Genomic DNA, 17866 nt, shown 5'->3' on the forward strand with positions numbered 1-17866 from the left:
CTCCCTAGATTGCGTCAGGTACGCGGTGAACGAGATGGACGGGCGCCGACGGCAGGTCGAGCGCGCGCAGCAGGGCGCTCTCCCAGTCGCGACGTTCGGGGTCTTCGGCGCCGGGCCACGGCGCGATGCGCTGGACCATCGTCCACGTCGCCTCCGGCGCGCGCAGCCAGCGCCACACGGCCTCGCCAACGCTGGCGGCATGCTCGCCACGGTCTGACACGTAGGACACGGCAACGCGCCAGCTACGACCGCCCGCATCGGTGGCGCGGTAGAGCGCGCTCGGCAGGCCGGCGTGTTCGAGGCCGAGGTAGTCGACGCGATAGCCGCTGCCGCGCAGGCACTCGTCCGGCGCATGCAGATGCCGCAGCGGCGCACGCGTGGACACCAGCAGCAGACCGAACGGACCGTAAGAGGCTTTCGCGGCACCGCCGCCATAGCGCGCGAAATACTCGCGCTCGACCGCATCGAGGGCTTGCGGCTGCGCCGCGTAGGCGCCGAGCACGACGGGTGCCTGCGGCGGCGGCGTGTCGCGCACGACGTCGACCGGTCGCGCCGGCGCCGACACGGCGACGATGGCGAAACCGAGCAGCAGCCAGGCCCAGGGCCGTGCGCGCGCCGGTGCCGGGTTCGCGCTACCGATCGCCGGCGCGGCGGCGTCCGGGTCGAGCGGGGCGGACCGAGGCTCGCGATCGCCACGCGCGGCACCGGCACCGGCACCGGCAAGGACGCGTTCCCTCGCCGGCGAAGAGAACGGGGTGATACGTCGCGCCCACAGCAGGACCGGCACTGCCGCCAGCAGCAGGGCACACAGCCCCAACGCTTCGTGTGCCGGCCCGTTCATCAGATCGAGCTGCGGCGCCTGCACCAGACCGACGGCGAGCGCGACGATGCGCAGCGTGTTCGACAGCCAGGCCCCGGCCAGCGTGAACAGCAGGCCGATCAGCGCCTGAGCCGGCCGCGGACGTCGCAGCGCACACAGGCCGGCGTACAGCGTCAGCACCAGCATCAGTCCGCGGGCCCCGGAGCACGGCAGATCGACGAGCAGGTCCTGCCCGTCCAGCAGCAGGCGGGTGCCGACGCACAGCAGTCCATCGGTGAACCAGCCGAGCAGTTCGCACGCTCCGGATGCCGACAGTTGCTGCAGGCCGTAGCCGGCCAGGCGCTGCACGACGCGCTCCAGCGGCAGCGAGAACGCGAACAGCAGCGACAGCCAGAACGGCGACACGGCGCGCTCGCGCGTCCGCAGTCCGGCCAGCGTCGCCAGCGCGTACACGTCGAGTGCCAGCGTCAGCGCACCGATCACGTTGACGCGCAACACCTGGCCGACCAGCCGTACCAGGGCGCTGACGGCCAGCAGCGCGAAGGCATAGCGGCGGTTCTGCGCAGATCCCGGCTGCTGCTCGCTGGCCCACGACCACAGGAACAGCGCGGCGACTGCCAGACCGACCCACAGCCCCTGCGGGTTGTAGGCGGCGTCGCGCCAGCTGCGCAGCAGCCACCCCGCCGGTTCGATGGCAAGCAGCAGGGCCGCGACTAGCAACACCGGCGCCGGTCCGATCCGGTCGACCCCCACCCTCGCTCGCATCGCCGCCACCATCGATCCGCTCCGCTGTCTTCGATGGCGGGCAGTCTGTGTGCCGGCCGTGCAGGCGCCGACGCGACGATGTGCAGCTTCAGCGGAACTTCGTGCAGATGGTGTGCAGACTGGCGGCGACGCGACAGGGCGCTGCTAAGCTGCGATCCGTTCCCCGGACCGATTCCGATGACGAAGATCCTGGTCGTCGACGACGACGCCAACATCCGCGAGGTCGTCTGCTTCGCGCTCGCCAAGGCCGGCTATGCGACGACGACCGCGGCCGACGGCGAACAGGCCCTCGCGCGCTTCGTTGCGGAACGGCCGGATCTCGTCGTGCTCGACATCCTCATGCCGGAGCTCGACGGCACCGAGGTCTGCCGACGGCTGCGCGCCGACCCGCGCAACGCCGGCGTACCGATCATCTTCCTGAGCTCGAAGGACGACGAGATCGACCGCATCCTCGGACTCGAACTGGGCGGCGACGACTACATGGCCAAGCCGTTCTCGCCACGCGAACTGGTGGCGCGCGTGCGCGCGCGGCTGCGCCGTCCGGCCGCCGACGCGGCACCGGCGCTGCTGCAGCATGGCCGCCTGCGCCTGGACCCGGAGCAGTACAAGGCCTGGTGGGACGAACGCGAGCTGGTGCTGACGCTGACCGAATTCGGCATCCTGCGCACCCTGATCACCCGGCCCGGCCGCGTGTGCACGCGCGACCACCTGATGAACGAGGCCTATGCGCTGCACAGGATCGTGTCCGACCGCACGATCGACAGCCACCTGCGCCGCGTACGGGCCAAGCTCGACGAGGTAGGAGCAGATCCGATCGAAACCGTCCATGGCGTCGGCTACAAGCTTGGACCCTGCACATGAGCCTCGCATCCCGCGCCGCACCGGCCTGGGCGTCGCCGCCATCCCTGGCGCGGCAGCATCGCGTCCACCACCCCCTGCCCGCACATCCCTGTGCGGGCGTTCGCCGGGGTGAATGTCCACCGGACATTCACCTTGCTCCGGCTCACCCGATCGAAACCGTGCATGGCGTCGGCTACAAGCTCGGGCCGTGCGTATGAGAAGCCGCTTGTCACAGGCGTCGTCGTAGCGGTCCATGGCGCAACCACCGGCCTCTTCCCGACCCCTGCCCGCACATCCCTGTGCGGGCGCTCGCCGGCTGCGCCTGCGCACGGTGCTGCTGCTGGTGAATCTGGTGATTCTCGCGCTGCCGCTCGGCGGCATCACCTGGCTGCGGCTGTACGAGAGTGCCCTGATCCGCCAGACCGAATCCGAGCTGATCGCGCAGGCCGCGTTCATCGAGGCGGCGTACCTTGCGGCGCTCGCGCGCCAGAAGCGCGTGCCGGGAGACTACGGCACGCCGGCGATCGCCCCGCCGCCGCCGAGCGATCCGGAGGGTCGCTGGCGACCGCGCTGGGCCGATCTCGACCTCGCCACCGATCCGGTGCTGCCGGCCCCGGCCGATCCGCAACCGACCACGCGCAAACCGGACCGCATTGCGCGCACGATCGGCCGCGAGCTCACGCCGATGCTGCGTGCCGCGCAGCAGACGACACTGGCCGGCATGCGCATCGTCGATGCCGGCGGCCTGATCGTCGCCTCGACCGGCGACGAGCGCGCCGACGACATCGGCCTGTCGCTCGCGGCGCAGGACGAGGTGCGGCGCGCGCTGACCGGCGAAGCTGTGAGCGCGATGCGCTGGCGCGGCGCGGAAGCACCCCCACCGCCGCTGGATTCGATCTCGCGCGGCACGCGCATCCGTGTCTACGTCACCGAACCGATCGAGCGCGACGGTCGCGTGATCGGTGCCGTGCTGCTGGTGCGTACGCCGGCCAACATCCGGCAGGCCATCTACGGTAAGCGCAAGCCGCTGCTGCGCGCCGGCATCGGCCTGCTGCTCGTCGTCATCACGCTGACGCTGCTGATGTCGGTGACGATCACCGGGCCGGTGAAACGTCTGATCGAGCAGGCGCGCCGCGCCGCACGCGGCGAGCAGAACGCGGTGGTGCCGCTGAAGCGCCCGGGCACGCGCGAGATCGCCGAGCTGTCGGAGACGGTGGCCGGCATGGCACAGACTCTCGAAGCACGGGCGCGCTACATCCGCGACTTCGCCGCGCACGTCTCGCACGAGTTCAAGACGCCGCTGACCGCGATCCAGGGGTCGGTCGAACTGCTGCGCGACCATGGCGAGGGTATGTCCGTCGACGAGCGCGCGCGGTTCCTCGGCATTCTGGCTGCCGATGCGACGCGGCTCGAACGGCTCGTGCAGCGCCTGCTCGAGCTGGCCCGCGCCGACATGCAGCCGGTGAGCGGCGGCAGTGCAGACCTCGCCATCGTGGCTGCTGCGGTCACCGCACGCCACCGCGAAAGCGGCCTGTCGGTCGAGATCGACGGCGGCGCGCCCTTGCACGTCACGGTCGCCGCCGAACTGCTCGATTCGATGCTCGGCAGCCTGCTCGACAACGTCCGGCAGCACGCGGGCGCTGGCGCCCGCGCGCGCTTGGCATGGCGCGACACCGCGGACGACGTCGAGCTCGACGTGTCCGACGACGGCAACGGCATCTCACCAGCGAACCGCGCACGCATCTTCGAACCCTTCTTCACCACCGCGCGCGACGGCGGCAACACCGGCCTGGGCCTCGCGATCATCCGTGCACTGCTCGCCGCGCACGGCGGCGGCATCGAGCTGCTCGACAGTGCGCGCGGCGCCCACTGGCGCCTGCGGCTGCCGCGCGCGGAATAAAAAGCTCAGTCCTGCGGCAGCGCGCTCAGCGGCACCGCCGGCACGACGATGCTCGACGGGTGCGCCGCGTCGCTGTACACGGTCATGGCACCGACCAGCTGGTCGACCAGATCGACGAGCGGCGGCAGGCCATGCGGGAAATCGCTGGCGCCGACGGTGACGCGCAGCCGATAGCCTTCCTTGATCACGAAGCTCGACGGAAACACCTCGACCGGCAGGTGCACCACGGTGTTCATGCCGACATCCTCGCGCGAGGCTTCGGTGAACGGATGCCAGGGCTGGATCATCTGACCGTCGAGGTAGCGCGAGCGCGCCGCATCGACCTGGCGCAGCGACGCCGTGAGGATGCCGTTGGTCAGCTCGCGCGAGGTGCCGTCCGGAGAGACCTCGGTGACGCGCACGAGCACGCCGGCATCGAGCGCGGTCGTCGAGATGTGTAGGTCGGCCTGGATCGGCCCGTTGACCACGTAGTCCTCGGCCATCGCGTCGGTGGTGAAGGCGACCTCGAACAGCGGATTCTCGTTGAGGTTGTTGCTGTCGAAGCACGGCAGCGGCACCAGGCCGAGGATGCCGGCGGTCCATTGCGAGGTGCTGGTCGAGCAGATGCCGTTGAGCGGCTGCTGCAGCACCACATTGCCTGCTTCGTCGGTTCCCGGTGCCTCGCGGCTGAGGCTGCGGTCGCCGCGCAGATACCAGCGTTCCGCGCGTGCCTGCGGATGCGGCCAGCCGGTGGTCGTCGCGTAGCGCTCGGCGCCGTAGTAGTACTGCGTGACGTTCGGCACTGCGGCCGCGCCCACGTCCATGCCCCGGAGATACTGGTCGAACCACATCAGCGCGATGCGGTCGAGGTCCGGCACGTCGTTGGCCGGCAGACCGGCGCCCTGGGAGCCGTCGAGGTGCTGCCACGGCCCGATCAGCAGCTTCGTGGTCGTGTTGCGCGAGATCGCCTCGTAGAGCAGCGGCTCGCCGCGCTGGAAGATGTCGTTGAGACCGCCGACGATGAAGGTCGGGATGCGGATACGGTCGGCCTGCTCGATCGGCGAGCGCGTGCGCCAGAACGGGCCGTCGTAGTTGTAGCCGCCGACACCGATCGCCGACTGGGCGATCACCGGCACCTGGAAATTCAGCAGCGCGCTGGTCAGGTGTTCGAGGATCGTCACCGGCGCCGCCGGATCGGGCTCCACCGGCAGCACGCCGAGCGCGGTGACCAAGCCCATCCACAGCGGAATGAAGCCGATGTTGGTCTGCCCGCCGGTGAAGACGATGTCGCGGTAGCCGTCGGCCATCGGCACGATGGCGAACACGGCCTTGTGCGCCGGGTGCTGGTGCGCCGCCGTGTAGAGCTGGGTGATCGCCATGAACGATGCGCCCCAGGTGCCGACGGTGCCGTTGCTCCAGGTCTGCTTCGACGCCCAGTCGATCACCGCCAGATAGTCGGCCTGCTCGGTCTCGCCGAAAGCCTCCCACTGCCCCTGCGACAGCCCGGTGCCGCGCACGTCCACCGACAGGTGCGCGTAGCCGCGCTTGACCAGGTAGTCGTTCGACGCCGGGATCGCCGGCACGCTCTTGTTGTAGCCGGTCTGCGTGAGGATGACCGGGAACGGCTGTTCGACCGTGTTGCCGCTGGCGTCGGCCGGCAACGCCACGCTGGCCGACAGCTCGATGCCGTCCGCCATCGTGATCTTCAGGCCGGAGATCTGGGCGACGCCCGGATACGCCTCCGCGCGCTCGTAGGTGAACCACTTGGCGCCGCCGCCGTCGCCGACCGGTGCCGGCGCGTCGCTGCCGTCTCCGCAGGCGGCCAGCCCGAGCACCATCGTCGCGGCCCACAGCCGCAGGATCTTCGCATTCATAGGACTCTCCCCTTCTTCGCACCGCGCTCACGGCACCGGCAGTGCACCGGACCGCTTGCGCATCATGGCCGGCATCCTGCCAGCGTCCGCGCCGCGACGGATTGGCCGCAGCGCCCCACGGGCTCACATCACGCGCGACATCACGGCGGGCGCCTGCTCGATCGCGTCCTCGATGATCTCCAGCGTATGCCGGCACCCGTCGCGGTCCGCCGGGCCGCCGAGGCAGACGCGCACCGCTTCCGGCGCGGCGCCGCTGACGGTGAAGGTGTCGGACACGACAACACCGACCCCGTGCGCGCGCAGGTGCGTCGCGAACTCGATGCGCGTCCACGGCGCCGGGACCGCAAGCCACAGATGGAAGGCTTCCGGCTTCGTGAAGTAGTCGGCGCGACGCAGCACCTGCACGGCGATGCGCTGGCGCGCACGCGACTCCTCGCGGATCGCCAGCGTCATCGCGCGCACGGTGCCGTCGTCGATCCAGCGCGTGGCCAGACGGACCAGCGGCGGCGGAGCCATCACCGTCGTCGTGCGCATGATCGCCGACAGTCGCGCCGCATAGCGTGCGCTGGGCAGCGAGACGTAGCCGATACGCATGCCCGCACCGAGGCACTTGGAGAAACCGGTGACATGGAAGGTCAGCTCCGGCGCCAGCGCCGCCAGCGCGACCGACCGCTGCTGCGGCAGGCAGGCGTAGGGATCGTCCTCGATGATCGGCACGTTGTAGCGCCGCGCGATCTCGGCCACGGCCTCGCGACGTTCGGGCGACATCACCGCCGTCGTCGGGTTGTTCAGTGTCGGGTTCAGGTACAGCGCCTTCGGCAAGTCGGCCGCGCAGAGCGCGCCGAAGGCCTCCGGATCGATGCCCGCATCATCCGCCGGCAGACCGGCGAGACGGATGCCCAGCTGCGCCGCCAGGCCCTTGATACCCGGATAGGTCACGGCCTCGCAGGCGATGCTGTCGCCGGGCCGCGCGAGCAGGGCGAACAAGGCCAGCAAGGCCCCCTGGGCACCGGGACAGACCAGCACCCGCGAACCGTCGACTCCCGGCACATGCCGGGACAGCCAGCGCGCCCCGGCCTCGCGGTCCTCGGGCATGCCGCCGAATTCCTGGTAGCGCAGCATCGACCACGGATCGCCGTCGGCGGCGAGGCTGGCGAAGCCGTCGCGCAGACGCTGCAACAAGGCCGGGTCGCGCGGCTCGGGCGGCATGTTCATCGTCATGTCGATGATGCCCGCCGGCGGCGAGCGCCGTACCGGCCCGCTGCTCAGCGTCTCGCGCACGAAGCTGCCGCTGCCGGCGCGGCTGTCGATCAGGCCGCGACGTTGCGCCTCGGCATAGCCGCGCGCAACGGTACTGAAATTGAGATCGAGCGCCCCTGCGAGCGAGCGCAGCGTCGGCAGCCGCTGCAGCGCGGCGAGCTGGCCGGACTGGATATCCGCGGCGAGCGCATCGGCAAGGGCGACATAGGCCGGTTTGCTGCTGTTGCGGATCGCCGCGGCCCAGCGGCTGGTTTCGTTGGACATGTCGGGACATGCGGAAAGGACAGGGGTGCCCCGTTGATCGCAAGAATCGTTCCGCATTGATCGCATATCCGAACGAAACAAATCGCCGCTTTGCTGCACGCAATCGGCGCAGCACATGCACCGCCCGGAGGCACGATCGCCTGCTGCAGGTGCGCCCAGATTTCTTTGAAAACAGGGTGTTTCGCAGTGTTTCGCGGCGACGGCGAAAGCCCCCGCCGGACGCCCGGCTGCGCCGGCAGAAAAATCTTCTGAGCATTCCGGAATGTCTCGCATTGATCGGATCATCACCTCGAATCCGGCGAAACAATTGGCACATCGATTGCGCCCTCCACGGGGTCGGCGGGACGGTCCGCCGCATCACCGAACATCCCAAGGAGCGCAGCCATGCCCGCAGTCAGCACCCCGGCCACCAAGAAGGGCGATTTCTTCGTCGACTACGAAGAGAAAGTCTTCGAGGACGTGAAGGCCAAACCCGGCGAAAAGGCGCTGGTGACCTTTCATACGGTGGCGTTCGAAGGCTCGATCGGCCTCGTGAACATCCTTCAGGCCAAGCGCCTCATGCGCAAGGGCTTCGAAACCTCGATCCTGCTCTACGGTCCGGGCGTCACCCTGGGCATCCAGCGCGGTTTTCCGACGATCGGCGACGAGGCGTTCCCGGGCGCACAGAACTTCGCCAAGCAGCTCGAAGCCTTCATGTCCGAGGGCGGCAAGGTCTACTGCTGCCGCTTCGCCCTGCAGATGCTCTACGGCCACGGCGAGCACTCGCTGGTGCCCGGCATCCGCCCGATCAATCCGCTGGACGTGCTGGATCTGATCCTGCTTCACCGCAACGACAACGCCTTCATGATCCACACGTGGACCGTGTAGCCGGGTTCGCAGCATGAGCGCGAAGAAAACCGTCCGCGCCGCGGCCGTCCAGCTCAATCCCGAGCTGGATTCGGCCTCGGGCACCGTCGACAAAGTGCTCGCGGCCATCGAGGACGCCGCGGCGCAGGGCGTGCAGCTGATCGTCTTCCCCGAGACGGTGGTGCCGTACTACCCGTACTTCTCGTTCGTGACCCCTGCGGTGACGATGGGACCGGCACATCTGAAGCTCTACGAGCACGCACCGACGGTGCCCGGACCGGTGACCGACGCGGTTGCCGACGCGGCGCGCACGGCCGGCATGGTCGTCGTGCTCGGCGTGAACGAGCGCGATCACGGCACGCTGTACAACACCCAGCTCGTGTTCGACGCCGACGGCACGCTCGCGCTCAAGCGTCGCAAGATCACGCCGACCTACCACGAACGCATGGTGTGGGGCATGGGCGACGGCTCCGGTCTGCGCACGGTCGAAACCGCCGCCGGCACCGTCGGCGCGCTCGCATGCTGGGAGCACTACAACCCGCTGGCCCGCTACGCGCTGATGGCGCAGCACGAGCAGATTCACTGCTCGCAGTTTCCCGGCTCCCTGGTCGGTCCGGTCTTCGCCGAACAGATGGAAGTGACGATGCGCCATCACGCCCTCGAGTCCGGCTGCTTCGTCGTCAATGCCACCGCCTGGCTGACGCCGGAACAGCGCCGGGCGCAGGCGCCATCGCCGGAACTGGAAAAGGCATTCAACGGCGGCTGCTACACCGCGATCATCTCGCCGGAAGGCAAGCATCTGGCCGAACCGCTGCGCGACGGCGAGGGCATGGTGGTCGCGGACCTCGACTTCGCCCTGATCGACAAACGCAAGCGGATGATGGATGCGGTCGGCCACTACGCGCGGCCGGAGCTGCTGAGTCTGCAGCTCGACGCGCGCGCCGCGACGCCGCTGACACGCACCGACGCCCCGTCGGCGACGCCACCCGCGCCGTCCACGCGCCCGGATGCGGTCGAAGCCGCCTACATGCAGGCCATCACCACCCTGATGGGGAAATGACATGGACGACACCGCCCTGCCACTGGCACAACTCGGCCAGCACCTGATCACCGAAGTGCAGGCGCTGGGGCTGCGCCTGGAAGACCCGCAGGCCGGCGCCGCGGCACGCAGGGGCGGCGCCGGACCGACCGACCACAAGGCCGTCACGCTGGCCGGGCGTACGGTCATGGTGCCGGTGCACAGCAACGCGGCGAAGGCCTCGCCGTTTCTCGCACGGACGCCGGACGCACACGGCGTCAGCGTGCTGGAGCGCAACGGCCTGGCCGTCGCGAAGCTGGAGTTTCCACGTCAGCCGCGCTTCTACAGGATGCAGACCTTCGACGGCATCCCGTACTCGAAGATCGCGCAGCTGCACGGCGCCGACGTGCTGGCGACAACCGTGCTGCAGACCTGCATCCGCTACGGCCGGCGCAGCACCTCCTGCCAGTTCTGCGCGATCGGCGAGTCACTCAAGGAAGGCCGCACGATCAACCGCAAGACCCCGGAACATCTTGCCGAAGTCGCCCGTGCGGCCGTGCTCCTCGACGGCGTGAAGCACATGGTGATGACCACCGGCACGCCGAACTTCACCGATCGTGGCGCCGCGATCCTCTGCGAAAGCGCGTTCGCGGTGAAGGCCGCCGTGGACCTGCCGATCCAGGCCCAGTGCGAGCCGCCCGACGACCCCGCATGGTTCGCGCGACTGAAGGCATCGGGCGTCGACAGTCTCGGCATGCATCTCGAAGCGGTGACCCCGGACGTGCGTCACCGCATCATGCCGGGCAAGGCCAGTGTCGGCATCGACGAATACCTGCGCGCATTCGAGAGCGCGGTCCATGTCTTCGGCCGCGGTCAGGTCAGCACCTACATCCTCGCCGGGCTCGGCGACACGGACGCGGCGATCCTCGCGATGTGCGAAACGCTGATCCGCATCGGCGTCTATCCCTTCGTGGTCCCGTTCGTGCCGGTGGGCGGCACGCCGCTGGAATATCAGCCGTCGCCCAGCGCCGCCGCGATGCGCGCGCTGCTCGCGCCGCTGGGCCGCATGCTGGTCGAAGGCGGACTGAAGTCGGCGGACATCAAGGCCGGCTGCGGCAAATGCGGCGCCTGCTCTTCCCTGGCCGCCTACGAGCAGGACGCCCCGGCGGTGCGTGCGCATGCGATCTGAGCCGGACACGACTGCGACCACGGACTGGGTGCCGGCCTGCGCGGTCGCACGCGCCGTCGCGTTCGTCCCCAGCGAGTACCTCGTCAAGCCGGCAAGCGAACGCTGGGAACGCCGCGAGGCGATGCGCCTGCGACGGGCGGTGTTCTGCACGGAGCAGGGCCTGTTCGAACGTGACGATCGCGACGCGCTGGATCGCGAGGCGACGCTGCTGGTCGCGGTCGCCTGCGTTTCCGGCATGCCCGAACAGGTCGTCGGCACGGTGCGCATCCTCGAGTCCGCGCCGGGCCAGTGGCAGGGCTCGCGGCTCGCGGTGCATCCCGACTACCGCCGTGTCGCGTGGCTCGGCAGCGAACTGATCCGGCTCGCCGTCGGTATCGCCCATGCGCGCGGAGCCCGGCAGTTCACCGCGCAGGTACAGTCGCAGAACGTGCCGCTGTTCCGCCGCCTGCACTGGCAGACGCTCGAGGAGACCGAGCTGCAGGGCCGGCCGCATCACCGCATGCAGGCCGAGCTTGCGAAGTATCCGCCGTGCACGGGCACCGCCGGTTTCGTGGCGAGGCGCGCCGCATGAACCTGCAGGCCCTGATCGCCGCCCTGCACGACAGCCGCGGCCTCGCCGCCAAGCGCGATATCGCCGGCGTCATGCGCACGCTCGAACTCGGCGCGCATGCGCCGGTGCCGGTCGGCGACGACTGCGCGGCCATCCCGGACGGCGACGGCTGGCAGCTGCTCGCGATCGAGGGCTTCATCCAGACCTTCGTCGAGCGCGATCCGTGGTTCGCGGGCTGGTGCGGCGTGATGGTCAACGTCTCCGACATCTACGCGATGGGCGGACGCCCGATCGCCGTCGTCGATGCGATCTGGGGGCGCAGCGACGAGGCGCTGCAGCCGCTGCTCGCCGGCATCGCTGCGGCAGCGCGCACTTACGGGGTGCCGGTCGTGGGCGGGCACAGCAACGCGCGCAGCCGGGGCGAACAGCTCGCCGTGTCGATCCTGGGCCGCGCCACCACGTTGTTGAGCAGCTTCGACGCGCAGCCGGGGGACGTGCTGATCGTCGCCATCGACCTGCGCGGCCGTTATCGCGAACCGTTTCCCCACTGGAACTGCACCGACGGCGCCCCGCCAGAGCGGCTGCGCGGCGATCTGGAACTGCTGCCGCGCATTGCCGGCGATGGCCTGTGCAAAGCCGCAAAGGACATCAGCCAGGCCGGACTGATCGGCACCTTGATGATGCTGCTCGAATGCTCCGGTGTCGGCGCCACGCTGGAGATCGACGCGGTGCCTTGCCCCGCGGACACCGATCCGCAGCGCTGGCTGCTGTCCGCATTCCCCAGCTACGGCTTCATCCTCGCGGTGCCCCCGCGGCATGCCGACGCGGTCCTCGAACGCTTTCGCGGCCGCGACATCGCTTGCGCCACGGTCGGCCGTTGCGACGACACGCGGCAGCTACGCCTGGCCCGCGACGGGCAGCACGCCCCGGCCTGGGATTTCCGCCGCGACAGCGTCATCGGCTGCGCGCCGGACCCGGTCCGAATCGCCGAGGAGGCCCATGCCTGAGATGACCTTCCGCGTCCGCTGGCCGGACGACAGCGTGACCGCCTGCTACTCGCCGTCGAGCACCATCCGCGACGCCTTCGAAACCGGCAGACGCTATCCGCTGGATGAGTTCGTCGCCCGCAGCCGCGCGGCACTCGAACACGCGAGCACGCGCGTCGCCGAGAAGTACGGTTTCGGCTGCGGGCAGGCACTCGCGCAGATTCGCGCGATCGAGCAGCGCGCCACGCAGTACCGCAACCATCCCGCCGCGGATGTGGTCGTCGAATCCTTCGATAGCTGAGCACCTCACATGAACGCGCCAACGTCCCCCGAACCCCGCGTCACCGCCGTCGCCATCGTCGGCGGCGGACAGGCCGGCCTGTCGATGAGCTGGCATCTGAAGCAGGCCGGCATCGACCACGTCGTCTTCGAACGCGATCGCTGCTTCAGTGAATGGCGCACCGCGCGCTGGGACTCGTTCTGCCTGGTGACGCCGAACTGGCAGTGCCGGTTGCCGGGCTTCCACTATGCCGGCCCCGATCCGCACGGCTTCATGCTGCGCGACGAGATCGTGCAGTACCTCGACGCCTACGTCGCCCATTTCGACCCGCCGCTGCGCGAAGGCGTCAACGTGGTGCGCATCGAGCGCACCGCGGACGGCCGCTTCCTGCTGACGACGACGGACGGCAACTGGATCGCCGGCCAGGTGGTGATCGCGAACGGCGTCTACAGTCGCCCGGTGATCCCGCGCGCTGCCGAGCGGCTGCCGCAGCAGATCCTGCAGCTGCATTCGTCGAACTACCGCAACCCGCAGTCATTGCCGCCGGGCGCAACCCTGGTGGTCGGCAGCGGACAGTCCGGCTGCCAGATCGCCGAGGACATTCATCTCGCCGGCCGGCAGGTACACCTGTGCGTCGGCGGCGCACCGCGCTCGCCGCGTGTCTACCGCGGCCGCGAAGTCACCGACTGGCTCACGGAATCCGGCTACTACGACATCCCGTACGAGCGTCATCCGCAGAAGGCCACCGTGCGCGAGAAGACCAACCATTACCTGACCGGCCGCGACGGCGGTCGCGAGATCGACCTGCGCCGGCGCGCGCTCGAGGGCATGAAGCTCTACGGTTCGTTCAGGGGTGTCGACGACACGAAGCTGCAGTTCGCGCCGGATCTGGCGCGCAATCTCGACGAAGCCGACAGGTCCTACAACAACATCCGCGCGCTGGTCGACCAGTACATCGCCGAGGCCGGCATCGACGCCCCGATCGAGCCGCCCTACCAGCCGCCGTGGTCGCCGTCGCACGAAGTCACGGAACTCGACTTCGTCGATGCCGGCATCGGCAGCATCGTCTGGGCCATCGGCTTCACCCCGGACTACGGCTTCATCGACCTGCCGGTCTTCAATGGCCGCGGCCATCCGATACACCACCGCGGCGTCACGCCGGTGCCCGGCGCGTACTTCCTCGGCCTGTCCTGGCAGAACACCTGGGGATCGGGCCGTCTCGCCGACGTCGGCAAGGACGCGCAGTATCTGCTCGATGCGATCCGGCGCACCGACGAGAGCTGCCACGCGAGGGCCGCGTAAGGCCGGCGATCAGGCTTCGGCGAGCGCACGCGCCAGGGCCCCGAGCCTCGCGATGCCCGTACGCAGCGCATCGTCCCAAGGGTGACCGTAGTTCAGGCGGATACAGTGCCGGTAGCCGCCACGCGGCGAGAACATCGGCCCCGGCGACAGGCCGATACCTTCTGCCGTGGCGCGACGATGCAGCGCCAGTGCGTCGACCCGTCCGGGCAGCTCGACCCAGGTGAAGTAGCCGCCGTCGGCGCGTGTGGCCCGCGTGCCCGCCGGAAAGTGCGCGGTGATGGCCTGCAGCATCTCGTCCCGCTGCGCACGCAGCGCGCGACGCAGACGCCGCAGATGCGCTTCGAACCCGCCGCGCTGCAGGTAGTCGGCCAGCGCCTCCTGCGACGGCACGCTCGTCGCCAGCGAACTCATCGCCTTGAGCCGGACCACGCGCTCGGCGTGGCGCCCGGCCGCAACCCAGCCGATGCGAAAGCCCGGCGCGAGACACTTGGAGAAACTGCCGCAGTACAGCACCTCGCCCAGGGTGTCGAAGCTCTTGAACGGGCGCAGCGGACGCCGGCCGAAGTACAGCTCCGCATAGACGTCATCCTCGATCAACGGGATGCCGCGCTCGGCCAGCAGCCGCACGACCTCGCGCCGCCGGGCTTCCGGCACCGTCGCACCCGTCGGATTGTGGAAGTTGCCCATGAACCAGCAGGCCCGCACCGGCTGCGCGTCGAGCACCGCACGCAGCGAATCGGCATCGATGCCGCTCGACGGATCGGTGCGCACTTCCACCGCGCGCAGGCCCAGCCGCTCGATGGCCTGCAGCGGTGCATAGAAGGTCGGCGATTCGATCGCGACCACATCCCCCGGCGAGGTCACCCCCTGCAGGCTCAGGCTCAGCGCTTCCATCGCGCCGTTGGTGATCAGCAGATCGTCCGGCGCCACGGTCACGCCGCTGGCGAGCAGGCGCCGGGCGATCTCCCGGCGCAGCGCCGCGCTGCCCGGTGGCAGGTCCGCCACCGAGGCCCACGGATCGAGCCGGCGCGCACTGCGTGCCAGCGAATTCGCGAGACGTTCCAGCGGAAACAGCAGGGGACTCGGAAACGCCGAGCCGAACGGCAGCAGCCGACGTTCGCGCGTGGCCCCGAGGATGGCGAAGACCAGATCCGAAACCGCGACGTCCGCGGCTGCGGCCGGACCCGCGTCGCCCGCGACCGCCGGTGCCGCCGCGGTTGCGACGAAGTATCCGGAGCGCGGACGCGCCTCGACCAGGCCGCGACGCTCCAGCAGCGCATAGCCCTGCATCACCGTGGCCGCGCTGACCCCGCGGCGACGGCGCAGCTCGCGCACCGACGGCAGCCGCTCGCCGGCACGCAGCACGCCGTCGGCGATGCCCTGCGCAATGTCGTCGGCCAGTCGTTCGTAGAGGTTCATGCGTCGCGATCGGTCCCGGCAGTGCGGCAACTGTTACGGCGGATCCCGGGCGCATCTGTGCCTGTTGCCGTGCCGCGCCCGTCCCTATGATCGCAGCCGCCGCACCGCAGGAGTAACGACCATGACCCACGACAGCGAGAGACGCGAGGCACGCGTCGGCGTGCTGACGACCATCGGCAGCGTGCTGTCCGCCTTCTTCGGCGTGCAGAGCTCGCGGGCGCGCCAGCGCGATTTCTCGCACGGGTCTCCGGCGCTGTTCGTGGCCGTTGCCGGCGGCCTGACGCTGGCCTTCGTGGCGACGCTGGCACTGGCCGTGCGCATCCTCGTCGCCACCACGGCCGGCGGATGAAGGCAGCACTGCGACTGCTCGCCGCGGTCGTGCTGACCGCGGCCTGCGCCCCTGCCCGGGCAGAACTCGACACCATGGCCCAGCGCATGCGGGCCTGCGAGACCTGCCACGGCGACCGCGGGCGCGCGACGCCCGACGGCTACTTCCCGCGGATCGCGGGCAAGCCGGCCGGTTATCTGTACGCACAGCTCCTGCACTTTCGCAGCGGTCGCCGTCAGCACGCGCAGATGGCCTACCTGCTCGACCGGCAGACGCCGGCCTATCTGATGCGGATGGCGACCTACTTCGCGACCCTCGACCTGCCGTACCCGGCGCCGCCGGTGCCACAGGCATCGCCCGCCGTCCTCGCGCGCGGTGCGGCGCTCGTGCGCGACGGCGATCCCGGACGCAGACTGCCGGCCTGTACGGATTGTCACGGCGCCGCGCTGACCGGGCTGCAGCCGGCGGTCCCCGGGCTCCTCGGACTGCCGCAGGACTACCTCGCCGCGCAGCTCGGCGCCTGGCGCAGCGGCACACGCAAGGCACGCGAGCCCGACTGCATGGCGACGATCGCGCGGCAGCTCGACGCCGGCGACATCGAGGCCATATCCGCGTGGCTCGCCGCGCAGCCGCTGCCGCGCGACGCGCACGCGCCCGCCGGCGAGGTGCACGGCACGCTCCACTGCGGCAGCCTGGAGCCGACGCGATGACGCGCAGTCGCGTCGCCGCGGCCCTGCTGTTCGCGCTGCTGGGAACGGCGGCGGTGCTGTTCGGCGACCGGCCGACGGGCGACAACGGCGACGCCCCGCAGATCGCTGCGGACATCGCCGACCCCGTCGCCCGCGGCGCCTATCTCGCGCTCGCCGCCAACTGCCGCGGCTGCCACACCGCACGCGCTGGCGTTGCGTATGCCGGCGGACGCGCCATCCCGACACCGTTCGGCACCTTCTACGCGCCCAACATCACGCCCGACGACGACACCGGCATCGGTCGCTGGGACGCCGACGATTTCTGGCGGGCCCTGCATGAAGGTCGCGGCGACGGCGGCGAACCGCTCTACCCGGTGTTCCCGTACACGCATTACACGAAGCTCACGCGCCGCGATGCGGATGCGATGTTCGCCTACCTGCGCAGCCTGCCCGCGGAACGCCGCGAGAACCGCGGGCATGCGCTGCGCTTTCCCTACGACCAGCGCTGGATGCTCGCCGGCTGGCGCGCATTGTTCTTCACGCCCGGCGTCTACGCCGCGGACGCGGATCGCGGCGCGCAATGGAATCGTGGCGCCTACCTCGTGCAGGGTCTCGGCCATTGCGGGGCCTGCCACGAGGCCCGCAATGCGCTCGGCGCCATCCGCTCGCGCGAGCACCCCGCCGGCGGCATCGTGCTCGACTGGTATGCACCCGCACTCGACGTCGCCCGCGAGGCCGGCCTCCACGACTGGACGCACGAGCAGGCCGTGGCCCTGCTGCGCGACGGCCAGGCCAACGGCGCATCGACCCTGGGCCCGATGGCCGAGGTCGTGCACGACAGCCTGCAGCACCTCGAGGCCGAGGACCTCGACGCGATGGTGACGTATCTGCAGGCCCTGCCGGCCCGCGACCCGGCGCCGTCGCCACCGGCTCCGGCAACCGATGCGACGATCGCCGCCAGCCGCGAGCGCGGCGGCGTCCTCTACCGGGACCACTGCGCCGACTGTCACGGCCGGCGCGCCGAAGGTCGGTCCCCGGCGGCCCCGGCGCTCGCCGGCAACCGCGCGCTGACGATGGACAGCGCGGTCAACCCGATCCGCGCCATCCTCTACGGCGGCTTCGCGCCGGGCACGCACGCGGTGCCGGAGCCCTTCGGCATGCCGCCGTTCAGCGCCGAACTCGACGACCAGCAGATCGCCGACATCCTCAACTGGCTGCGCCGGGACAGCGCGGCCGCCGTGGTCCGCGACTACGACGTGCGGCGCCAGCGCACCGGACCGCTCTGGTAGCACGGGGCGATCGGGCGCCCCTATCGCGCGGCCCTTGTGCCTGCGATGATGCGCGCCCCATGAAGAACCGCCCTCCGTCCCGCCCGTCCGGCCACCCCGCCGGCCGATCGCCCGGCAGCCCGTCCGGCAAGACACCGCCGCGCAACGGTCGCCCCGGCAACGGTCCGCGCACACCCGCCGCGGGCGCGCCGGCTCGCGCCGGCGGTTCCAGCCGGAACGGCGCCGCCAAGGGGCCCTACCGCGGGCCGAAGCCCGATGGCGGCGCGCG

The 17866-nt window shown here is 70.4% G+C and carries 16 protein-coding genes; 12 read left to right on the top strand and 4 right to left on the bottom strand.

Translation table 11 applies throughout. From position 1 onward, the window contains the following. Nucleotides 1–4 precede the first annotated feature (4 nt). Nucleotides 5–1543 carry an exosortase T gene (xrtT, locus tag C8D93_RS13460; protein ID WP_170124026.1) on the bottom strand — a complete coding sequence of 513 codons (1539 nt, stop codon included), beginning with the start codon at nt 1541–1543 and terminating at the stop codon, nt 5–7. 219 nt (nt 1544–1762) lie between these two features. Between xrtT and C8D93_RS13465 the strand changes: the two genes are divergently transcribed. Further along, the gene (locus tag C8D93_RS13465) at nt 1763–2446 is read left to right on the top strand and encodes a response regulator transcription factor (protein ID WP_110265717.1); all 684 of its coding nucleotides are present in this window, start codon (nt 1763–1765) and stop codon (nt 2444–2446) included. A gap of 232 nt (nt 2447–2678) precedes the next feature. Beyond that, nucleotides 2679–4325: a sensor histidine kinase gene (locus C8D93_RS13470; protein WP_110265718.1), complete on the top strand. Its 1647-nt coding sequence runs from the start codon at nt 2679–2681 to the stop codon at nt 4323–4325. 5 nt (nt 4326–4330) lie between these two features. Here C8D93_RS13470 and C8D93_RS13475 read toward each other — a convergent pair whose 3' ends face one another. Together C8D93_RS13475 and C8D93_RS13480 are read right to left on the bottom strand one after the other, a co-directional pair. Next, nucleotides 4331–6178, bottom strand: a complete 1848-nt coding sequence (locus C8D93_RS13475; RefSeq protein WP_110265719.1) for a CocE/NonD family hydrolase — start codon at nt 6176–6178, stop codon at nt 4331–4333. A gap of 123 nt (nt 6179–6301) precedes the next feature. Then, on the bottom strand, nt 6302–7702 hold the full coding sequence (locus tag C8D93_RS13480) for an aminotransferase-like domain-containing protein (RefSeq protein ID WP_110265720.1): 1401 nt from the start codon (nt 7700–7702) through the stop codon (nt 6302–6304). A gap of 384 nt (nt 7703–8086) precedes the next feature. Here C8D93_RS13480 and C8D93_RS13485 point away from each other — a divergent pair, with 384 nt between their 5' ends. From C8D93_RS13485 to C8D93_RS13515, 7 genes are read left to right on the top strand one after another with little or no spacing between them, the layout of a single operon-like run. Then, the gene (locus tag C8D93_RS13485; RefSeq protein WP_110265721.1) at nt 8087–8569 is read left to right on the top strand and encodes an MSMEG_0572/Sll0783 family nitrogen starvation response protein; all 483 of its coding nucleotides are present in this window, start codon (nt 8087–8089) and stop codon (nt 8567–8569) included. 13 nt (nt 8570–8582) lie between these two features. Beyond that, complete coding sequence (locus tag C8D93_RS13490) at nt 8583–9608, top strand: Nit6803 family nitrilase (protein WP_110265722.1); 1026 nt, start codon at nt 8583–8585, stop codon at nt 9606–9608. A gap of 1 nt (nt 9609) precedes the next feature. After that, on the top strand, nt 9610–10755 hold the full coding sequence (locus C8D93_RS13495) for an MSMEG_0568 family radical SAM protein (protein ID WP_211307343.1): 1146 nt from the start codon (nt 9610–9612) through the stop codon (nt 10753–10755). Beyond that, a complete protein-coding gene (locus C8D93_RS13500; RefSeq protein ID WP_110265804.1) occupies nt 10745–11326 on the top strand; it encodes an MSMEG_0567/Sll0786 family nitrogen starvation N-acetyltransferase in 582 nt (193 codons plus the stop codon). The genes C8D93_RS13495 and C8D93_RS13500 overlap by 11 nt, the downstream gene beginning before the upstream one ends. Next, nucleotides 11323–12312 (top strand): sll0787 family AIR synthase-like protein, encoded by a 990-nt coding sequence (locus C8D93_RS13505; RefSeq protein WP_110265723.1) that lies wholly within the window; start codon nt 11323–11325, stop codon nt 12310–12312. Before C8D93_RS13500 ends, C8D93_RS13505 begins: the two co-directional genes overlap by 4 nt. Continuing rightward, entirely contained in the window at nt 12305–12592 is a 288-nt protein-coding gene (locus tag C8D93_RS13510) for an MSMEG_0570 family nitrogen starvation response protein (protein ID WP_110265724.1), read from the top strand. Before C8D93_RS13505 ends, C8D93_RS13510 begins: the two co-directional genes overlap by 8 nt. 9 nt (nt 12593–12601) lie before the next feature. Continuing rightward, nucleotides 12602–13873 carry an MSMEG_0569 family flavin-dependent oxidoreductase gene (locus C8D93_RS13515; protein WP_110265725.1) on the top strand — a complete coding sequence of 424 codons (1272 nt, stop codon included), beginning with the start codon at nt 12602–12604 and terminating at the stop codon, nt 13871–13873. 9 nt (nt 13874–13882) lie between these two features. Here the strand turns inward: C8D93_RS13515 and C8D93_RS13520 are convergent, their stop codons facing one another. After that, nucleotides 13883–15292: an aminotransferase-like domain-containing protein gene (locus C8D93_RS13520; RefSeq protein ID WP_110265726.1), complete on the bottom strand. Its 1410-nt coding sequence runs from the start codon at nt 15290–15292 to the stop codon at nt 13883–13885. 121 nt (nt 15293–15413) lie between these two features. On the opposite strand from C8D93_RS13520, the gene C8D93_RS13525 reads away from it, so the two are divergent. From C8D93_RS13525 to C8D93_RS13535, 3 genes are read left to right on the top strand one after another with little or no spacing between them, the layout of a single operon-like run. Then, nucleotides 15414–15641: a DUF2970 domain-containing protein gene (locus C8D93_RS13525; protein ID WP_110265727.1), complete on the top strand. Its 228-nt coding sequence runs from the start codon at nt 15414–15416 to the stop codon at nt 15639–15641. Further along, nucleotides 15638–16330, top strand: coding sequence for a c-type cytochrome (locus C8D93_RS13530; RefSeq protein WP_110265728.1), 693 nt, complete (start codon nt 15638–15640; stop codon nt 16328–16330). The genes C8D93_RS13525 and C8D93_RS13530 overlap by 4 nt, the downstream gene beginning before the upstream one ends. After that, nucleotides 16327–17598 (top strand): c-type cytochrome, encoded by a 1272-nt coding sequence (locus C8D93_RS13535; RefSeq protein WP_110265729.1) that lies wholly within the window; start codon nt 16327–16329, stop codon nt 17596–17598. Before C8D93_RS13530 ends, C8D93_RS13535 begins: the two co-directional genes overlap by 4 nt. Nucleotides 17599–17866: the final 268 nt, after the last annotated feature.

The organism is Sinimarinibacterium flocculans (assembly GCF_003201205.1).
In the GTDB taxonomy this organism is placed as follows: domain Bacteria; phylum Pseudomonadota; class Gammaproteobacteria; order Nevskiales; family Nevskiaceae; genus Solimonas; species Solimonas flocculans.